General features: G+C 70.7%; 19 protein-coding genes and 1 tRNA gene. 4 read left to right on the top strand and 16 right to left on the bottom strand.

Annotated features, from left to right (window positions below; translation table 11 throughout):
• Positions 1 to 13: 13 nt before the first annotated feature.
• The 6 genes from ACSHV8_RS35945 to ACSHV8_RS35920 all read right to left on the bottom strand — a co-directional run bounded on the left by ACSHV8_RS35945 (position 14) and on the right by ACSHV8_RS35920 (position 6034).
• Positions 14 to 1315: a formimidoylglutamate deiminase gene (locus ACSHV8_RS35945; protein ID WP_436523225.1), complete on the bottom strand. Its 1302-nt coding sequence runs from the start codon at positions 1313 to 1315 to the stop codon at positions 14 to 16.
• Positions 1312 to 2466 carry an allantoate amidohydrolase gene (locus ACSHV8_RS35940; protein WP_436523223.1) on the bottom strand — a complete coding sequence of 385 codons (1155 nt, stop codon included), beginning with the start codon at positions 2464 to 2466 and terminating at the stop codon, positions 1312 to 1314. The genes ACSHV8_RS35945 and ACSHV8_RS35940 overlap by 4 nt, the downstream gene beginning before the upstream one ends.
• The gene (gene hutU, locus ACSHV8_RS35935) at positions 2459 to 4093 is read right to left on the bottom strand and encodes a urocanate hydratase (RefSeq protein WP_436523221.1); all 1635 of its coding nucleotides are present in this window, start codon (positions 4091 to 4093) and stop codon (positions 2459 to 2461) included. Before hutU ends, ACSHV8_RS35940 begins: the two co-directional genes overlap by 8 nt.
• A gap of 11 nt (positions 4094 to 4104) precedes the next feature.
• Positions 4105 to 4950 (bottom strand): MurR/RpiR family transcriptional regulator, encoded by an 846-nt coding sequence (locus ACSHV8_RS35930; protein WP_436523219.1) that lies wholly within the window; start codon positions 4948 to 4950, stop codon positions 4105 to 4107.
• 131 nt (positions 4951 to 5081) lie between these two features.
• Positions 5082 to 5723, bottom strand: coding sequence for an HAD family hydrolase (locus ACSHV8_RS35925; protein ID WP_436523217.1), 642 nt, complete (start codon positions 5721 to 5723; stop codon positions 5082 to 5084).
• On the bottom strand, positions 5723 to 6034 hold the full coding sequence (locus ACSHV8_RS35920; RefSeq protein ID WP_436523215.1) for a hypothetical protein: 312 nt from the start codon (positions 6032 to 6034) through the stop codon (positions 5723 to 5725). The genes ACSHV8_RS35925 and ACSHV8_RS35920 overlap by 1 nt, the downstream gene beginning before the upstream one ends.
• Positions 6035 to 6098: 64 nt before the next feature.
• On the opposite strand from ACSHV8_RS35920, the gene ACSHV8_RS35915 reads away from it, so the two are divergent.
• Both ACSHV8_RS35915 and ACSHV8_RS35910 read left to right on the top strand, forming a co-directional pair.
• The gene (locus ACSHV8_RS35915) at positions 6099 to 6911 is read left to right on the top strand and encodes an MOSC domain-containing protein (protein ID WP_436523213.1); all 813 of its coding nucleotides are present in this window, start codon (positions 6099 to 6101) and stop codon (positions 6909 to 6911) included.
• Between the two features lie 85 nt (positions 6912 to 6996).
• Positions 6997 to 7926: an expansin EXLX1 family cellulose-binding protein gene (locus tag ACSHV8_RS35910; RefSeq protein WP_436523211.1), complete on the top strand. Its 930-nt coding sequence runs from the start codon at positions 6997 to 6999 to the stop codon at positions 7924 to 7926.
• Between the two features lie 415 nt (positions 7927 to 8341).
• Here ACSHV8_RS35910 and ACSHV8_RS35905 read toward each other — a convergent pair.
• The 3 genes from ACSHV8_RS35905 to ACSHV8_RS35895 all read right to left on the bottom strand — a co-directional run bounded on the left by ACSHV8_RS35905 (position 8342) and on the right by ACSHV8_RS35895 (position 10236).
• Positions 8342 to 8424, bottom strand: a tRNA-Leu gene (locus ACSHV8_RS35905).
• 899 nt (positions 8425 to 9323) lie between these two features.
• The gene (bcp, locus tag ACSHV8_RS35900) at positions 9324 to 9800 is read right to left on the bottom strand and encodes a thioredoxin-dependent thiol peroxidase (protein WP_436523209.1); all 477 of its coding nucleotides are present in this window, start codon (positions 9798 to 9800) and stop codon (positions 9324 to 9326) included.
• Complete coding sequence (locus tag ACSHV8_RS35895) at positions 9793 to 10236, bottom strand: S-adenosylmethionine decarboxylase (protein ID WP_436523207.1); 444 nt, start codon at positions 10234 to 10236, stop codon at positions 9793 to 9795. Before ACSHV8_RS35895 ends, bcp begins: the two co-directional genes overlap by 8 nt.
• Before the next feature lie 264 nt (positions 10237 to 10500).
• Between ACSHV8_RS35895 and ACSHV8_RS35890 the strand changes: the two genes are divergently transcribed.
• Positions 10501 to 10869 (top strand): Asp23/Gls24 family envelope stress response protein, encoded by a 369-nt coding sequence (locus ACSHV8_RS35890; protein ID WP_436523205.1) that lies wholly within the window; start codon positions 10501 to 10503, stop codon positions 10867 to 10869.
• Positions 10870 to 10891: 22 nt separating this feature from the next.
• Here ACSHV8_RS35890 and ACSHV8_RS35885 read toward each other — a convergent pair whose 3' ends face one another.
• The 4 genes from ACSHV8_RS35885 to ACSHV8_RS35870 are packed head-to-tail and all read right to left on the bottom strand — an operon-like array spanning position 10892 to position 14282.
• The gene (locus tag ACSHV8_RS35885; protein WP_436523203.1) at positions 10892 to 11539 is read right to left on the bottom strand and encodes a response regulator; all 648 of its coding nucleotides are present in this window, start codon (positions 11537 to 11539) and stop codon (positions 10892 to 10894) included.
• Positions 11536 to 12618, bottom strand: coding sequence for a sensor histidine kinase (locus ACSHV8_RS35880; RefSeq protein ID WP_436523201.1), 1083 nt, complete (start codon positions 12616 to 12618; stop codon positions 11536 to 11538). The genes ACSHV8_RS35885 and ACSHV8_RS35880 overlap by 4 nt, the downstream gene beginning before the upstream one ends.
• Before the next feature lie 18 nt (positions 12619 to 12636).
• Positions 12637 to 13416 carry a hypothetical protein gene (locus ACSHV8_RS35875; RefSeq protein ID WP_436523199.1) on the bottom strand — a complete coding sequence of 260 codons (780 nt, stop codon included), beginning with the start codon at positions 13414 to 13416 and terminating at the stop codon, positions 12637 to 12639.
• Positions 13413 to 14282, bottom strand: coding sequence for an ATP-binding cassette domain-containing protein (locus ACSHV8_RS35870; protein ID WP_436523197.1), 870 nt, complete (start codon positions 14280 to 14282; stop codon positions 13413 to 13415). Before ACSHV8_RS35870 ends, ACSHV8_RS35875 begins: the two co-directional genes overlap by 4 nt.
• Positions 14283 to 14384: 102 nt before the next feature.
• Between ACSHV8_RS35870 and ACSHV8_RS35865 the strand changes: the two genes are divergently transcribed.
• Positions 14385 to 14900, top strand: coding sequence for a hypothetical protein (locus tag ACSHV8_RS35865; protein WP_436523195.1), 516 nt, complete (start codon positions 14385 to 14387; stop codon positions 14898 to 14900).
• 433 nt (positions 14901 to 15333) lie between these two features.
• Here ACSHV8_RS35865 and ACSHV8_RS35860 read toward each other — a convergent pair whose 3' ends face one another.
• The 3 genes from ACSHV8_RS35860 to ACSHV8_RS35850 are packed head-to-tail and all read right to left on the bottom strand — an operon-like array spanning position 15334 to position 17542.
• Positions 15334 to 16299, bottom strand: coding sequence for a hypothetical protein (locus ACSHV8_RS35860; RefSeq protein WP_436523193.1), 966 nt, complete (start codon positions 16297 to 16299; stop codon positions 15334 to 15336).
• An 11-nt stretch (positions 16300 to 16310) separates the two neighbouring features.
• Positions 16311 to 17060: a DsbA family protein gene (locus ACSHV8_RS35855; protein WP_436523191.1), complete on the bottom strand. Its 750-nt coding sequence runs from the start codon at positions 17058 to 17060 to the stop codon at positions 16311 to 16313.
• Entirely contained in the window at positions 17057 to 17542 is a 486-nt protein-coding gene (locus ACSHV8_RS35850; RefSeq protein ID WP_436523189.1) for a MauE/DoxX family redox-associated membrane protein, read from the bottom strand. The genes ACSHV8_RS35855 and ACSHV8_RS35850 overlap by 4 nt, the downstream gene beginning before the upstream one ends.
• Positions 17543 to 17553 lie beyond the last annotated feature (11 nt).

Below are 17553 nucleotides of genomic sequence, written 5' to 3'. Positions count from 1 at the left end.
CTCGCCAGCTCGTTCATGGGAGGACCGCCGTGATCGCTTTCCGCAGGGCGTCCGGCACGTCGATCGACCGGTGCCGGCCCTCGGCGACCACCGGCCGGCCGTCCACGATCACGTCGGTCACGTCGGCCGCCGTCGCCGCGAAGACCAGCCCGGCCGGGTCGACCCCGGCCGTCCGAGCGCTGGAGAGCGACACCGCGACCAGGTCGGCCCGCTGGCCGACGGCGATCTCCCCGGCCTCGGCCCAGCCGAGCGACGCGTGCCCGTCCCGGGTCGCCGCCGTGATCAGCTCGTCGGCGCCGAAGTGCCCGCGTTTCAGGGTGGCCAGCCGTTCGTCCAGCTCCACGCCGCGCGCCTCCTCGAACAGGTCGATCACCGCGTGGCTGTCGCTGCCCAGGGTGAGCCGCGTGCCCCCGTCGACCAGGGCCCGCGCCGGGCCGATCCCGTCGGCCAGGTCCCGCTCGGTGGTCGGGCAGAAGCAGGCGTACTGGCCGGCCAGCAACTTGCGATCGTTCTCGGAGAGGTGGGTGGCATGAACCGCGGTGGTCATCGGCTGCCAGAAACCCATGGAATCCAGCAGCTCGGTGGGGGAGCAGCCGTGCACGGCCCGGCACTGCTCGTTCTCGGCCGGCTGCTCGGAGAGATGCACGTGGACCGGCAGGCCGTCGGTGCGGTGGGCGAAGGTGGCCATGCCGTCGGCCGGCGCGGCCCGCACCGAGTGCAGCGCCGCCCCGATCCGCGCGTGGTCGTCGCCGCGCAGCCGGTCGAACCGGTCGTACCAGCCGTCGTAGTCGCCGTCGCCGAAGCGCCGCTGCACGCCTTCGAGCGGCTTACCGTCGACACCCGCCGTGAGGTAAAGGGTGTCGAGCAGCGTGATCCGGATCCCGGCCTCGGCGGCGGCCGCGGTCAGCGCGTGACCCATCGCGTTCGGGTCGTCGTACGGCGTGCCGTCCGGGCCGTGGTGCAGGTAGTGGAACTCGCCCACGCACGTGATCCCGGCCAGCGCCATCTCGGCGTAGACCGCCCGGGCCAGCGCGAAGTAGTTGTCCGGGTCGAGGCGGCCGGCGACCTGATACATCAGGTCACGCCAGGTCCAGAAGCTGCCCCGATCGTGGTGGGTGCGACCGCGGAGGGCCCGGTGGAAGGCGTGCGAGTGAGCGTCGGCCAGGCCCGGCAGGACGAGACCGGGCAGGAACACGCCCGTTCGATCCACCGAGTCGGCCGAGACGGTGGTGAAGAGCCCGTCGGCGACCTCGATGCGGACGTCTCGCGCCACGGCGCCGTCGACCCAGGCGTACTCGGCCAGGTAAACGGTCACGTCAACGCCTCGAGAACCGTGGCCAGCGCCTCGATCCCGGCCACACAGTCCTCGTCCGAGGCGCTCTCGGCCGGGGCGTGCGACACCCCGGTCGGGTTCCGGACGAAGAGCATGGCCGTGGGCACGTGTGCCGACATCACCCCGGCGTCATGACCGGCCCCGGTCGGCAGGATCGGCGCGTCCCCGAGCAGCTCGGACAGCCGCCGGGCGAGCTCGGTGTCGAAGGCGACCTCGTCGGTCACCGACTCGGCGACCACCGACAGCTCGGTGCCGTCGCGGCCGGCCCGCTCGGTGGCCCGCTTGATCACCGACTCCAGGAGCCGGTCCAGGGTGCCGGTGTCGGCCGCTCGGGCGTCCAGCCAGCCGCGGACCATCGACGGGATGGCGTTGGTGGCGTTCGGTTCGGCCTCGACCCGGCCGACGGTGGCGTGCGCCCCGATCAGCCGGGCCTCCTCGTCGGCCGCGAGGACGGTGTGGGCGAAGGCCAGCATCGGGTCGCGGCGATCGGTCATCCGGGTCGTCCCGGCGTGGTCGCCGGCCCCGGCGAACTCCATCCGCCAGCGGCCGTGCGGCCAGATCGCGCTGCCGACCCCGACGGGTGTTTCGAGGGCGCGGCCCTGCTCGATGTGCAGCTCGACAAAGGCCGACAGGTTGCTGATGAGCCCGTTCGGCCCGCTGGGCAGCCCGCCCAGCGCTTCGCCGAAGGTGATCCCGTCGCGGTCGGTCAACGTGGCCGCCCGCTCCGGCGTGATCACCCCGGTCATCAGGCGCGAGCCGAGGCACGGCACCCCGAAGCGGCCGCCCTCCTCCTCGACGAACGCGCCGATCGCGATCTTCCCGGGCGATTCGAGACGGTCCAGGGCGAGGAACGCGCTGACGATCCCGAGCGGCCCGTCATAACCCCCACCACCCGGAACGGAGTCGAAATGCGACCCGGTCAGCACGGTCCCCGGCGCCCACGGCTCACCGCACCACGCGAACAGGTTCCCGTTGCCGTCCTCGGTCACGGTCATCCCGCGTTCACCGGCCTGGCCCCGGAACCACTCGCGCAGCGTCAGCTCGGGCGGCGTCAGCGCGTACCGGAGATAGCCGCCGTTCGCGGCCCGTCCCACCCCGGCGATCTCCGCCCAGAGGGTTGCGAAGTCACTCATCGCGCATCGGAACCCGTACGCCGGAAGCGGCTTCTGATTCATAACCGGCGTCGACGTGACGCAGCACGCCCATCGCCGGGTCATTGGTCAGCACCCGCTCGATCTTCTGCCCGGCCAGCGCGGTCCCGTCCGCGACACACACCTGGCCGGCGTGGATGCTGCGCCCGATGCCGACCCCGCCACCGTGGTGGATCGACACCCAGCTCGCCCCGGAGGCGGTGTTGACCAGCGCGTTCAGCAGCGGCCAGTCGGCGATCGCGTCCGAGCCGTCCAGCATCGCCTCGGTCTCGCGGTACGGCGAGGCCACCGACCCGGAGTCCAGATGATCACGCCCGATGACCAGCGGCGCCTTCAGTTCGCCGCGCGCCACCATGTCGTTGAAGCGCACGCCCGCCTTGTCCCGCTCGCCGTAACCGAGCCAGCAGATCCGCGCCGGCAGCCCCTGGAACGCGACCCGTTCGCCGGCCAGCCGGATCCACCGCGCGAGCGGCTCGTTCTCCGGGAACAGGTCGAGCACGGCCCGGTCGGTGGCCGCGATGTCGGCCGGGTCGCCGGAGAGCGCGGCCCAGCGGAACGGGCCCTTGCCCTCGGCGAACAGCGGCCGGATGTAGGCCGGGACGAACCCGGGGAAGTCGAACGCCCGGTTGTAGCCGGCCAGCTGCGCCTCACCGCGGATCGAGTTGCCGTAGTCGAAGACCTCCGCGCCGGCGTCCTGGAAGCCGACCATCGCGGCCACCTGCTTGGCCATGCTGCCGCGCGCACGATCGGTGTACTCGTCCGGTTTATCGCGCGCCAGCTCGGCCGCGTCCTCGAGTTCCACACCGACCGGCACGTAGGAGAGCGGGTCGTGCGCGCTGGTCTGGTCGGTCACGATGTCGATCGCGACTCCCCTGGTCAGCAGCTCGGGGAAGACCAGCGCGGCGTTGCCGACGACGCCGATCGAGATGGCCTTCCGCTCGGCCTTGGCGGTCAGGGCGCGGTTGATCGCGTCGTCCAGGTTATCGGCGATCACGTCCAGGTATCGGGTGTCGACCCGCCGCTGCAGCCGCGTCCGGTCGATGTCCACGATCAGGCAGACGCCACCGTTCATGGTCACGGCCAGCGGCTGCGCGCCGCCCATCCCGCCGCACCCGCCGGTCAGCGTCAGCGTCCCGGCGAGATCCCCGCCGAACCGCTTGGCCGCCACCGCCGCGAACGTCTCGTAGGTGCCCTGCAGGATCCCCTGCGTGCCGATGTAGATCCACGAGCCGGCCGTCATCTGGCCGTACATCATCAGGCCGAGCTGCTCCAACCGGCGGAACTCGGGCCAGGTCGCCCAGTCGCCGACCAGGTTCGAGTTCGCGATCAGCACGCGCGGCGCCCACTCGTGGGTGCGCAGCACACCGACCGGTTTGCCGGATTGCACCAGCAGCGTCTCGTCGCCGCGCAACGTGTCCAGCTCGCGGACGATCGCGTGGAACGACGGCCAGTTCCGTGCGGCGCGACCGGTCCCGCCGTACACCACAAGATCTTCGGGCCGTTCGGCCACATCCGGGTCAAGGTTGTTGAGCAGCATGCGCTTGGCGGCCTCCTGCGGCCAACCCATCGCGGTGTACGTCGAACCGTGCGGTGCACGAATCCCGGTCATGTTCTCCTCCATCACGCCGTGAAGATGTTCCGTCGAGCGGCGGACGCCTCGAACTCCTCCAGCCGACGCTGCACCGGCTCGGGTGCGGCGTCGCACATCGCCTCCAGCAGCACCATCGCCATCGCCATGGGTCCGGTGTGCAGGTCGAACACGAGCCGCGTGCCCACCGCGGCCGGCAGCACCACGTCGGCGTCGTCGGCCACCGGGCTCACCGCCGAATCGGTGATCGCGACCACCGCATACCCGGCCGCCTTCGCCTCGCGGACCGCCTCGACCGACTCGCGCGGATACCGTGGCAGCACGATCGCCAGCATCGCACCGGCACCCGCGGCGCGGGCCTGTTCCAGCCGGTCGAGCAGCCCGGTCCCCCCGCTGTCCAGAACCCGGACGTCCGGGAAGACCTTCGCCGCGAAATACCCGAAATACGCCGCGAGCGGTGCCGCCGCCCGCAACCCCAGCACCGGCAGAGGTCCGCCGGCCACGAGGAGCTCGGCGGCCCGGCGTACGTCATCGGGTCGTTGAAGTTCCTCGGCCAGCCGCCGGAGGTGTTCGGTCTCGGCGAGCACCGCCCGCTGCATGCTGTTCTCGCCGGCCGGCTCGCCGGGGGCGTCCGACGCGAGGGCCCGCAGCTCCCGCCGCAGCGCGGGATATCCGGAATAGCCGAGCGCCATCGCGAACCGTGTCACCGACGGCTGACTCACCCCGGCCAGCTCGGCCACCTCGGCGGCCGACAGGTAGGCGGCCTTCGCGGCGTGTTCGACCAGGCTGTGGGCGATCCGCCGCTGGGTCGGCGTCAGGCGGGCCCCCTGGAACAGGTCGAGCACCCGCTCGGCGGTCCTGACCACTCCGTCATTCACGCCCACACCATATGCATGAAAACTTTCAGAGCGCTAGACGCGCGAATCCCCGCCTGCCAAAAGAACCCCCCGAACCCGCCGAAAGTAACCCACCCGGTGTCCCGCGCAGCGTCACTCCAACGGGGCAGGCGTCAGCTCGACGCTTGGCCGGCCGCCCGGCGGATCGCTGTCGCGACGTTGGACTCGACATGCGTCGGGCGGTAGGACGACTCGGTCCAGGCACGCCCCAGCGAGATCCAGCTGCTGGGCAGCCCGAGAGCGTGCGCACCACCGATGTCCGCCCGCGCCGAGTCCCCGATCACCCAGGCCTCGGAGAGCGCCCGCCCCACGACCGAGGCCGCGGCGTGGAAGATCTCGGCCGCCGGCTTCTTGAACCCGACCGCCTCGGAGATCACCCACCCGTCCACCAGCTCGTCGAGCCCGCTGTTGCGGATCTTCGCCGTCTGCTGGGTGACCCGCCCGTTGGTCACGATCACCGTGACCGCGCGGGTCTCGGCCAGCGCGAGCCGCACCGCCGGCACCAGAGTCACCCGATCGGCACCCCCGTTATCCAGAAAGCCCCGAATCTCAGCAGCCGGCACCACTCCCGAGTACCGCCCGGCAATCGCCGCCGCCACCTCGTCCCGCGGCGTGTACCCACTCCCGTCGACCGCCATCAACCAGTCCAGATCCCCCGCCGGCAGCCCGTGGTCAGCGAGAAACGCCGACCCCGCCGCCCGGAACGCCCCGTCGCGATCGACAAGCGTGTTGTCCAGATCCAGCAGGAGCAGCATCAGCCGCTGTCGCGGGCCACGAAGTGATGGGTGACGGTCAGCTCACGCTCGATCAGGTAGGCGTCGTCCTCCGGATAGAACACCGCCCGCTCGATGTCCTCCCCGGCGAATCCGCGGATCACGTCAAGGGATGCCCACCAGCTCACCGTGGTCACCTCGGAGCGGCCGTCCCCCAGGTCGCGGGTCCACATCTGGGCTCCGAGGTTGCCCGGCGTCCCCCGGTACGCCGACAGGCCGGTCCGATCGATGTACGCCACGTACGCCTCGACCTGGTCGGTGCGCACCCATCCCCGCCACATCCGTGTGATCACCGGCCCACCCTATTCCGGCAACATGAAAACCAGCTGACCACGAGAACGTGAAAAGCTGGATGCCATGCGGATCGTCGAGCTGCACACATATCCGGTCAAAGGCTGTCACCGGCTGGACCACACCGAGGCCGCGGTCGAGCCCTGGGGTTTCCGGGGTGACCGCCGCTGGATGATCGTGAACGCCGACGGTGTCGGCATCACGCAGCGGGACATGCCGGTCCTGACCCGGTTGCGGGCCGAGCCGCGTCCCGGTGGCCTGCGGTTGTCCGCGCCCGGCCGGCCCACGTTGGACCTGGACGAGCCGGCCGACGGCCCCAAGATCAGCATCCGGGTGTTCCGCAACAAGCCGGAGTACCCGGGGCGGGTCGCCGAGTCGGCCTGGGTCAGCGCTTTCCTCGGGCAGGAGGCGCGCCTGGTCTGGCAGTCCGACCCGACCAGCCGCACGATTCCGGAGTTCGCGACGCCGGACGACCGGGTCAGTTTCGCCGACGGCTACCCGGTGCTGCTGGCCAACACCGCCTCGCTCGACGCGGTCAACGACTGGCTGATCGAGGGCGGCGACGAGCCGGTCCCCATGCATCGCTTCCGGCCGAATCTGGTGGTCGAGGGCGCCCCGGCCTGGGCCGAGGACGGCTGGCTGGGCGGCCGGCTGCGGATCGGCGGGATGATGTTCCGCGTCGCCAAGCACTGTGCTCGGTGCCGGGTGACGACGATCGATCAGGAGACCGGTGACGCCGGGCGGCAGCCGTTGCACGTACTGGGAAAGCATCGTCGCATCGACGGCGGCCTGATGTTCGCGGTGAACCTGATCCCGGATCTTGCCGCCGGTGATGTCGGTGTGTTGCGGCTCGGCGACTCCGTGACACCGGTGGAGTGATGCCGCACTCATTAGCGGTACAAGTGTCTTAGGAGTGTCTTAGAAGATTTGCCGGAAGCGCCCGGCCCAAGAAGTATCGCTGAGCGTGAGTGCTCATCGACGCCCGTTCCCGACCCGCTGGCTCGCCGCCGGCGGCGCCGCTGTCCTCGCCGGCATCATCGGCGTGGCGCTGCTGCTGCAGACCGGTGGGTCGGCGTGTGCCGCGCCGCCGAGCACCAGCAAGAAGTCCGGCAAGGCGACCTTCTACGACCTGGCCGGCACGTCCGGCAACTGCTCGTTCGAGACTCCCGCGGACGATCTGTACGTGGCGCTCGGCCCGGACCAGTACGCCGCCGGCGCCTCCTGCGGCGCCTACCTGGACGTCACCGGCCCCAAGGGCACGGTCCGGGTGAAGGTCTTCGACTCGTGCCCCGAGTGTGACACCGGCCACCTGGACCTCAGCCGCACCGCGTTCAAGAAGATCGGCAGCGAGGTCGACGGCATCATCCCGATCACGTACAAGCTGGTCACGAACCCGTCCGTGCCCGGTCCGATCACGGTCCGGATCAAGGAGGGCGCGTCGCAGTACTGGTTCGCGGCGCGCATCGACAACCACGCCAACCTGCTCTCATCGGTCCAGGTCTCCGGTTCGGGCGGCTCGTTCAAGTCCGCACACCGCACCGACTACAACTACTGGCTGATCGACAGCGGCGCCGGTTCCGGCCCGTACAAACTGAAGATCACCGACGTCTACGGCAACACGACGACGGTCTCCGGCATCGCCATGAAGCCGGGCGTCGTCCAGAAGACGTCCACCTCGGTCTCCGGCCGCTCCACCACCGTCAAGACGACGTCCACGACCAAGTCCTCGCCGTCCCCCACGGCGAAGAAGTCCGCACCCGCCAAGCCCACCACCGTTCCCCCCACGGCGTCCTCGGTGGCCCCGCTGCTCGAGTCGGCCGCGGCCGTACCGGGCACCACCGAGGACGCCCTCCTCGACCTCGCCTCCACCCCCAAGCCCGCAAGCTGCGGCTAGCCAGATCCCGCAGCCCCCCAGTCGACAGCCCCACCCGCCCCCGCATGGTGGGGCTGTCGCCTGCCAAAAGATCAACTTCAAGATCTTCATTGCCTAGGTTCGCCGTGGTCCAGATCGTCGCTCCCGCGGGGACCCTTCCGACCTGAGCAGGGCGCTGGCGCGCCCAGAACGCTCAGCCCGAAAGGGCGACGTGGTCGGTTGGTTGCGGTCAGAGCAGCAAACCCGTCCACAGCCGGTTCCCCGAACGCAAGCGCTCACGCCCACAGATAGCTGTTTATACAAATCGGTCAGGACCCGCAGCCGTCATCACATGCGCTTGGCTCGCCCCTCAGGCGGAAGCCGCAAATCATCCCGAAAGCTATGTGTACAACCTGTGGAAAACCACCGCCGAACCCCAAGCGGTCATTCCATTCGGTGCGGGAGAAGGGACTCGAACCCTCACGCCCTCTCGGGCACGGGCACCTAAAACCCGCGCGGCTGCCATTTCGCCACTCCCGCCCGTTTTGCCCAGCTAGAGCAAAGCGTTGGCTGGAGTCTAATCGCTAAGCCCCCGCAATGGCGCCTCGGTTCTGCCCGTTCGTGTCCCCCCACCCCCCACTACTCCCCGTATCCACCCCACGCCGGGCCTTGTGCGACCGCCGCCTCGCGGGGTCCGCGGCGAGTCCAGGTCGCGGCGCGGCTCGCGGTTCCAGCTGGCGCTGACGGCTGTATCCAGCCGTTTTTACAACCCTCAGCACCAGCCGGGACCGCGAGCGCGGCCGGGCCGTGTGTGGCAGCTGCCTCGCGGGGTTCGCGGCGAGTCCGTGCCGCGGCGTGGGCTCCGACTCCGGCTGGTGCTGACGGCTGTATCCGGCCGTTTTTGCAGCCCTCAGCGCCAGCCGAGCAGCGCGATCCGCGGCAGGGGGTGAGCTGGTGCTGACGGCTGTATCCGGCCGTTTTTACAGCCGTCAGCGCCAGCCGAGCAGCGCGAGCCGCGGCTGGGGGGTGAGTGGCATCGGCCTGGCGTAGGGGGCGGGCGGCCTGGGGGCGAGTGGCCTGGGGCGGGGGAGCGGGCGGCGTGGGGCGTGGAGCGGGGTGGGTCGTTGACCGGGTTTTGCTTTGAGCGGGACCACCCGACCACGTCGCCCTTGTGGGCTGAGTGTTTTGGACGCGCAGCGGCCAGCTCAGACCGCAAGGGTCCCCGCGGGAGCGACGGTCTGGACCACGGCGGACATGGGACCAAATGAATTTGATCTCAGGAATGGTCTTGATGTTCGCGGTGTGGCCGTGCACGGCGGCCGCCTTGCGGGTTGGGTACCGCATGACGACCGCCGTGAGCCCGGTGACCAACGGCCTGGAGTGCTCTCCTCATCGGCGCGATGGGCCCGGACCTGCGGGGTTTCCCGAAGTTCGGACGGTCAGTCCAGGCCGAGATCGCGGCGGAGTTTGGCGACGTGGCCGGTGGCTTTGACGTTGTAGAGGGCGCGTTCGATGGCGCCGGTCTCGTCGATGACGAACGTGGAGCGGATGACGCCGGTCACCGTCTTGCCGTAGAGCTGCTTCTCGCCGAACGCGCCGTACGCCGTCAGCACGCTCTTGTCCTCGTCGCTGACCAGCGGGAACGTGATCGCGTCGTGCTCGCGGAACTTGGCCAGTTTGGCCGGTTTGTCGGGGGAGATGCCGACCACCTCGTAACCGGCGGCCTGGAGCGACGCGAGCGAGTCGCGGAAGTCACAGGCCTGCTTGGTGCAGCCGGGTGTCATCGCGGCCGGGTACGCGTAGAGGACGACTTTGCGTCCGCGCAGGTCCTTGAGCGAGAGCCGGTCGCCGTTATCGGTCGGAAGGGAGAAGTCGGGCGCGGCGTCGCCGGCGCTGAGACGCACGTTTTCAGTCATGCACCGACGATAGTGCGGCCCGGTGGCCGCTCCAGAGTTGCTCCGCCGCGGCGAGGTCGCGCGGCCATTCCTCACCCCGGCGCCGCAGGGAATGCTCGCTGATTCGGTAGTCGCCGACGAGGCGGCGGAACTCGGCCAGCACGTCGGCCTCGCGGAACGGTTTGCACGAGAACACGTTGACGAAGATCTCGCGCAGGTGCGGATAGGTGTGAATGGCGGCGTGCGACTCGGCCAGGATCACGACGGCCGATTTGCCGGCTTTCTCCGGCGGGCCGGCCTCGGTGGCGACCATCGGGCCGGCGATGACGGTCATCCCGATCCGGGTCACCAGGTTGCGCATGAAGGTTGTCAAGGCCAGATCGTCGTCGAGCGCGGTGATGTCGGCGATGCCGGACAACCGCAGGGTCAGCTCATCGCCGTAGTGGTCATTCTCCATGACGCCTCCCGAGCCTGTTAATCACACGTTACCGGCTCCCCGACGAATCGAATGTGCCACGTTTTCCCAGCTAGATGCCGATGTGGGAATCCGTTTCGAAGCGGCTTGATCCCACCGTTTTCCGCATTCCGACCACGGTGGACGGTGCGATTTCCGGTGTTCCTCTACGGACAGTCGGATACCGGTCTGGCGGTCCGCGGCGGATCTTCAGTACGCTCCCCGGCGGAGTCGCAGAATCTGCGTCAAGAGCGGAGTACAAGGGTCATGACCGAGCCCACTGGCACCACCCCGGCGTCCGGCAACACCACCGTCTCCGGCGAGGTGGTCGAGAAGATCGCCGCCGCGGCCGCGCGGACCGTGCCCGGCGTCGCCGACCTGGGTGGCGACGTTTCCCGATTCTTCAACAGCGTGCTCGACAAGGTCGGCCTGGACACTGTCGGCGACGCCAGCCGGGGCGTGTCGGCCGAGGTCAAGGAGGGCACGGTGACCGTCAACATCGTGGTCGTCCTGGCCGTCGGCACCGTGGTCGCCGAGGTGACCAGCGCCGTGCAGCAGAAGGTGACCGAGGCCGTGGAGAGCTACGGCCTGCGCGTCCTGGGCGTCAACGTGAACGTGGACGACATCGCGATCTGAACGAGCGATCCCAACGAGCGATCTAAACCAGTCTGTTCTCGTGGGCGTAGACGACGATCTGCACCCGGTCACGTAATTCGAGTTTGCCGAGCAGCCGGCCGACGTGAGCCTTCACGGTCGCCTCGGACACGTGCAGCTCCTCGGCGATCTCACCGTTCGAGCGACCCCGGCCCACCAGGACGAGGACCTCACGTTCCCGTTCGGTGAGCCGGGCCGTCTTCGGCGACGCCTCACCCGGGCTCGGCAGATGCGGCAGGAACGTGTCCAGCAGCCGCCGGGTCACCGCCGGGGCGACCACCGCGTGCCCGCCCGCGACCGCGTGGATCGCGCCGATCAGGTCGGCCGGCGGCACGTCCTTGAGCAGGAAACCGCTGGCCCCGGCCCGCAGCGCGGCGTAGACGTACTCGTCCAGGTCGAACGTGGTCAGGACCAAGATCCGGGCGGTGCTCCCGGAGGCGATTATCCGCCGGGTCGCTTCGATGCCATCAAGAACAGGCATCCGTACGTCCATGAGCACCACGTCCGGACGCAACGCCCGCGTCATCGCGACGGCCTGCGCCCCGTCCCCGGCCTCGCCGGCCACGGTGATGTCCGGCTGCGCCTCCAGCACGAGCCGAAGGCCCAGCGAGAGCAGCGGCTGATCGTCCACCAGCAGCACCGAGACGCTCATCGGAACCTCAGCGTCGCGTGGACCCGCCAGCCGGCGCCCGCCCGCGGCCCGGCCTCGACCCGCCCGTCGTACGACCGGGCCCGCTCCCGCATCCCGGCCAGCCCGTGCGCGTCGTCCGGCGCCGCCCGCGGCCGGCCCGTCCCGTCGTCCACCACCGTGATCTCCGCGTTCTCGTCGTCGTAGCGCAGGGTCACCTCGGCGCTGGCGGCCGGCCCGGCGTGCTTGAGCGTGTTGGTCAGCGCCTCCTGGACGATCCGGTAGACGGCCAGGCCCGCGCCCGGACCCCAGTCCCCGGGAACACCCTCCCGGACCAGCGTGGTCGGCAGCCCCGCGGCCCGGACCTGCTCGACCAGCGGGCCGATGTCGTCGAGCCCCGGCTGCGGTGTGCGCGTTGAGGCCGTGCCGTTCACCAGCCCGACCAGCCGGCGCATCTCGCCCAGCGCCTGCCGCCCGGCCGTGGACGCCTGACCCATCACCTCGGCCGCGCGGCCCGGATCCCCGGGTGCGGTCGCGGCGGCGCCGTCGGACAACGCGATCATCACGGCGATGTGGTGGGCGACCACGTCGTGCATCTCCCGGGCGATCCGCGCCCGCTCCTCGGCCACCGCGAGGCGGGCCCGCTGGTCGGCCCGCTCCTCCAACTCGTGCAGGTAGGCCGTGCGGGTCCGTTGGCTGATCCCGGCCAGCGCGGTCGCCACGACGATCGCGGTGACCGCCCCGAAAGCCACCCAGTTGTCCCGGCCGGCCAGACCGGGCAGCACGGTGAGGACCGCCGCGACCCAGACGTACCGGGCCGGCCGCAGCCGGGCCAGCGTGTGCAGCGCCAGCAACGGGACCAGCAGTGCGCCCGGATTCTGCAACCCGGCCGCCTGGGTGGCCCAGAAGCAGCTCGTGACCAGTGCGAAGACCAGAACCGGGGCGTCGCGCCGCCCGACCAGCGGGACCGGCAGCAGCACCACGGCGATCCAGTCGGCCGGGCCGGTCGCGGTGACCGTCGCCCCGGTCCGGCCGGTCAGGATGATCCCGCAGGCCAGAGCAGCCAGGGCAGCGATCCCGGCGTCCACCGCCCGCGGTCTCATCGGCCCAGTGTGGACCACCTACGGATCCCGTCTCCAGAGCACGACCCCGCCCGCGGCCAGGACCAGCAGCACCCAGCCGGCGGTGACCAGCGCGGCCGGGCCCGGATTCAGCATCGTGAACGGGTTGCCGGTGCTCTTCACGGCGTACAGGGCCTGCGCCGCCGCGACCGGGATGAACTTCAGCACGTGATCGCCGACTGAGGCCGGCAGCGTCTGGCTGAGCACCGCCGGGGCGACCAGGATGAGCAGCACGTAGAGGGTGATCGCGGTGGCGGTGTGCCGCAGCAGGGCGCCCAGTCCGAGACCGATCAGCGCGAGGGCCACCGGTGCGGCGGCCGCCCCGGCGATCGCCCGGAGCACGTCCGGATCGCCCGGGCCGAGTCGCTCGGCCGACGGCGCGAACGATTGGCTCACCACCAGCGACACCGCGCAGACCAGCAGCATCAGCGGCACGGCCAGGGTGGCCAGGGCGACCGCTTTCGCCCACAGCACCGGCAGCCGCCGCGGGACCGCCGCGAACGTCGCCCGGATCAGCCCCGAGCTGTACTCGCCGGTCATCGCGGTGATCCCGAACGCGCCCAGGAACAGGGAGAACACGTCCACCCCGAGGAACGCGCGGTCGATGATCTCCGAGGGCGTATTGGACGCGCCGGGCAGCCGGTTCGCGTTCCAGCCGATCACCCCGGCCAGCGCCACGGTCAGGACCGCCACCACACCGAGCATCACCCAGGTCGAGCGCAGCGCCCGCAGCTTGCCCAGCTCGGCGGCCACCACCCGCGGAAACGTCACTTTGATCATGACTTCACCAGCTCCATGTACGCCTGCTCCAGCGAAGCCTTGACGCCGGTGAGCTCGTAGACCGCCAGCCGGTGCTCGGCCGCGGCCGCCCCGATCTCCTCGACGCCGAGGCCGGCCACCTCCAGCCGCCCGGCCTCACGCGCGGTCACCGTCGCCCCGAGCGCGACCAGCACATCACGCAGCCGGGCCGCGTCCGGCGAACGAACCAGGCTCGTCGTACGCCGGAGCAGTGCGTCGATCCCGGTATCGGCCAGCAGACGACCGTTCCCGATCACGAGCAGATGATCCGCGGTCACCGCCATCTCGCTCATCAGATGGCTGGAGACCAGGACGGTACGGCCGTCACCGGCCAACCGGCGCAGCAGCGTGCGGATCCACAGCACGCCGTCCGGGTCCAGCCCGTTCACCGGCTCGTCCAGGATCACCACGGCCGGATCCCCGAGCAGCGCGGCGGCAATCCCGAGCCGCTGCCCCATCCCCAGCGAGAACGCCCCGGCCCGCTTCGTGACCCCGGCCAGCCCGACCTCCTCCAGCACCACGCCGACCCGGCCGGGCGGAATCCCGTGCGTCCGGGCCAGGCCCAGCAGATGCTCCCGGGCCGTGCGCCCCCGATGCACGGCCCCGCCCTCCAGCAGCGCCCCGGCCACGGTCAGCGGCGCGCGATGCTCCCGATAGGCCTTCCCGGCCACGGTCGCCCGACCCGCGCTGGGCCGGTTCAGCCCCAGGATCATCCGCATCGTGGTCGACTTGCCGGCCCCGTTCGGCCCGAGGAACCCGGTCACCTTCCCGGCCCGCACCGTGAACGACAACCCGTCCACCGCGGTCGCCGCCCCGAAACGCTTCACCAATCCGTCAACTTCAATCATGGGATCGACGCTAGGAACGATCCGGCGGCGGCGGACCCACCCACGGTCTACATCCGGCGCGGATTTCTGTTGTCCGTGGTCCCGGCCACCGTCTCCTCAGGTGTGGTTGTCATAACCGGCCGGCACCGGCGCCCCACCTCACCCGTGTGGGGCGTCGCCGCCGTCGTCCTATGCTGGCTGGCGGTCCTGGCCGCGGCCCCGCGCCGCCCCACCGAAGGGGTGGTGCACGACGTCGCGCTCTTCGTACACCTGGGCTCGATGACCGTCGGCTTCGGCGCGGTCCTTCTGGTCGACTGGTTCGGCCTGCGCTGGCTGGCCCGCCGCGCCACCCTGGCCGACGTGCTGCGCACCGCCCAGGGCGCCCACTTCCCGACGTGGGCCGGCTTCGCCGGTCTGCTCGTCTCCGGGTTGTTCCTGGGCGTGCCGGCCGGCCCCAAGGCGATCGCGGTGCTGGTGGTCGGCCTCAACGGGATCTACGCCGGGATCCTGATGTCCGAACTGACCCGCCACCCGACACCCTCGACCGCCCTGCTGGCCCGCGCGGCGGCGGCCACGCTGATCTCCCAGCTGGCCTGGTGGACCGCCGTCGTCCTCGGCTACCTCAACAGCCGCGGCTGACCCCGACCACCCCCGGCCCCGGCCACCCCCCCCCAGCCCCGGCTGACCCCGGCCACCCCCGGCCCCGGACAACCCCGGCCGCGGCTGACCACGCGGTTAGCCCTCTGGCTACTTCGTTCGCTGCCGGTGCCGGCGGGCTGTCGACCGGCCAGACAACGCCGTGATCACAGGTGGCCGGGGTCGGCTGGTGCTGGCGGTCGTTACCGGGGCCGGATGGCGACCGTGACTGCCAGCTGAGCGGGCTCGGCTGGAGCTGAGGGCTGTTGCCGGGGCCGGGTGACAACCGTCAGCGCCAGCCGGCTCCGGTTCCGGCCGCGGCGCGGGGCCAGGTTGCGGCGCAGGGCCGGGCTGCGCCGCAGGATCAGGCCACGGCGCAGGTTCCGGCCACGGCGACGGGTCAGGCCGCGGCGACGGGTCAGGCCACGGCGATGGGTCAGGCCGCGGCGACGGGGGTCGGCTCCTGGACGGCGTCGCGCATGCGGAGGAGGCCGGTCAACGCGAGCGCCCCACCCGCCCCGATCGTCACGGCCACGCAGGCACGGGCGACCCACCCCGCCCCCACAGCCGGCACCACCGCGGCGAGGAAGGCGTCGGAACTGCCGAACCCCGCGAACGCCGCCAGCACGAACCCGGACAGCGCGAGGAAGAACGGCGGATGTTTCCACGCCGCCCCCACCGCCAGCGCCCCGGTCGCGAAAAGCACCCCGGACCAGCCCGCGCCGTCGAGACCTCTCATCACCGCGTACGCAAAAACTGTCAGACCCGCGACAAGCGCGAGTGGCCCCACCAACCGTGACCGGAAGCGGACCAGGGCCGTCAGGAGGACGCCGAGCAGGGCCGCCCCGGCCCACCAGGCCCAGGTCACCGGCGGTGGTTCGTAGTCGAGTGTCCCCCGGATCTCGAAGACCCGGACCTGATCCCGCAGGGGCACGGCCCATTCCCGGAGGCGGTGTGCGTGATCAGGGTCGGCCACGGCCTGGGGTGGGCGGGCCGAGCCGAGCCAGTGTGTGCGCTGGTCGTGCCAGCGGATCGTGGTGCCGGAGGCGATTTTCTGCCAGGTCGGCGGCATGGTGACGTCGGCGGTCGTCGGGACCGGGGTGTCGCCGGCCAGGGTCTGGTTGACGTAGGCCGCGGGGGAGGAGAGGTTCTGGTAGACGCCGTCCGGGCGCATTTCCAGGTAGGGCTCGCCGGAGTAGCCGAGCACCTCGATCGACCGCCCGGTGTTGTTGACCAGTTCGAGCCGGGCGCCGCCTTCGACGGTGCGGACGGTGAGACCGTTCATCGGGCTGCTGACGCCGCTGATGGTGGTCCGGTACGACGTGACGTTCGCCCCTTCGCCGCCGTGGGCGAACGCGGCCGTGGCCGGCGCGAGAACCGCACCGGCCACGATCAGTGCCACGCCGAGCAGCCTCACCCGGCCGCCTTGTCGACGGTCTGGGTGAGCAGCGCGTCGGTGGGCAGGGTGTCGCCGGGCCCGACGAGCTGCGTGCCGTTGATCACGATGGTCGGCGTGCCGGTGTAGCCGCGCGAGGAGAACGTCTCGGTCACCTTGGTCGCCCATGCCTTGTACGTACCAGCGTTGACCGCGCTCGCGAACTTGTCACTGGTCAACCCGACGGATTTCGCCAGCTCGATGATCTTGGCGTTGGAGAGGCCGTCGCTGTTCTCCTCGGGCTGGTTGGCGTAGAGCACGTCGTGCAGCTCGGTGAACTTGCCCTCCTCGGCGGCGGCCGCGGCGGCCCCGGCGGCCCGGGTCGAATACTCCGTCCCGTTGGAGGCGCGGTCCAGGATCGACACCGGGTGATACCGCAGGGTGATCTTGCCGGCGGTCAGGTAGTTCTTCAGGGTGGCGCCGCTCTGCTGCTCGAAATGGTTGCAGATCGGGCACATGAAGTCCTCGTACACATCGACGGTGACCGCGCCGGTGCCGACCGAGAACGCCGTCCCGTCGTCCACCGCGGCGCTCGGCGTGACCAGCGCACCGGTGGTGGAGCTGTTCTGCTTGGAGATCGTCGCGTAGCCGATGAAGCCGGCGACGACCAGCGCCACGACCACCACCACCGACGTCCACAGGGTGACCTTGCGGCGCTTGTCGGCCGCTTTCTGCTGCTCGACGATCCGGCGGGCGTTGGCCGCCCGATCCCGACTGCCCTTGCTCAAGACGACTCCCCCATCAGCGCGCCATCGACCGAGAACCGGGACCGCGGTCTCCACAACAGGATCCCCGAGAGTGCCAGAAAACCGAGGTCACGCACGATGTCCAGCCCGTACTGCGTGTTGCGCCCGGCGCCGAGCTCGCCGCCCGAGCTGAAACAGCCGCAGTCGATGCGCAGCCCCTTGCCCCAGGCCCAGGCGATCCCGGCGATGAAGATCAGCAGGAGCACCGCGGAGATCCCCGCGGTCAGCCGGGTGGAGAGGCCGATCAGCAGCAGCAGGCCGAGCGCGATCTCCAGGAACGGCTGGATGCCGCCGACGACCTTGGCCGCGTCGTACGACATCAGCTGATACGCGTGCACGGCCCGCGCCGACTCCGCCAGGTCACCGACCTTGGTGGCGCCCGCGACCAGCCAGACTGCGGCCAGCCCGAGCCGGGCCAGGGTGGAGATCCACGGCCACAGTGCCGGCCGCGTGGTGGTTTCCATGGTCACGCCCA

It is taken from the genome of Actinoplanes sp. HUAS TT8 (assembly GCF_051380535.1).
GTDB lineage: Bacteria > Actinomycetota > Actinomycetes > Mycobacteriales > Micromonosporaceae > Actinoplanes.
The sequence above is the reverse complement of the archived record's forward strand: the minus strand, read 5'-3'. Positions and strand labels throughout refer to the sequence as shown.

Bases quoted from the DNA above. Each gene is read 5' to 3' on its own strand.
- ACSHV8_RS35940 (WP_436523223.1), bottom strand. From the start codon at position 2,466: ATGAGTGACTTCGCAACCCTCTGGGCGGAGATCGCCGGGGTGGGACGG.
- hutU (WP_436523221.1), bottom strand. From the start codon at position 4,093: ATGACCGGGATTCGTGCACCGCACGGTTCGACGTACACCGCGATGGGT.
- ACSHV8_RS35925 (WP_436523217.1), bottom strand. From the start codon at position 5,723: ATGCTGCTCCTGCTGGATCTGGACAACACGCTTGTCGATCGCGACGGG.
- ACSHV8_RS35915 (WP_436523213.1), top strand. From the start codon at position 6,099: ATGCGGATCGTCGAGCTGCACACATATCCGGTCAAAGGCTGTCACCGG.
- bcp (WP_436523209.1), bottom strand. From the start codon at position 9,800: ATGACTGAAAACGTGCGTCTCAGCGCCGGCGACGCCGCGCCCGACTTC.
- ACSHV8_RS35895 (WP_436523207.1), bottom strand. From the start codon at position 10,236: ATGGAGAATGACCACTACGGCGATGAGCTGACCCTGCGGTTGTCCGGC.
- ACSHV8_RS35890 (WP_436523205.1), top strand. From the start codon at position 10,501: ATGACCGAGCCCACTGGCACCACCCCGGCGTCCGGCAACACCACCGTC.
- ACSHV8_RS35885 (WP_436523203.1), bottom strand. From the start codon at position 11,539: ATGAGCGTCTCGGTGCTGCTGGTGGACGATCAGCCGCTGCTCTCGCTG.
- ACSHV8_RS35880 (WP_436523201.1), bottom strand. From the start codon at position 12,618: ATGAGACCGCGGGCGGTGGACGCCGGGATCGCTGCCCTGGCTGCTCTG.
- ACSHV8_RS35875 (WP_436523199.1), bottom strand. From the start codon at position 13,416: ATGATCAAAGTGACGTTTCCGCGGGTGGTGGCCGCCGAGCTGGGCAAG.
- ACSHV8_RS35870 (WP_436523197.1), bottom strand. From the start codon at position 14,282: ATGATTGAAGTTGACGGATTGGTGAAGCGTTTCGGGGCGGCGACCGCG.
- ACSHV8_RS35850 (WP_436523189.1), bottom strand. From the start codon at position 17,542: ATGGAAACCACCACGCGGCCGGCACTGTGGCCGTGGATCTCCACCCTG.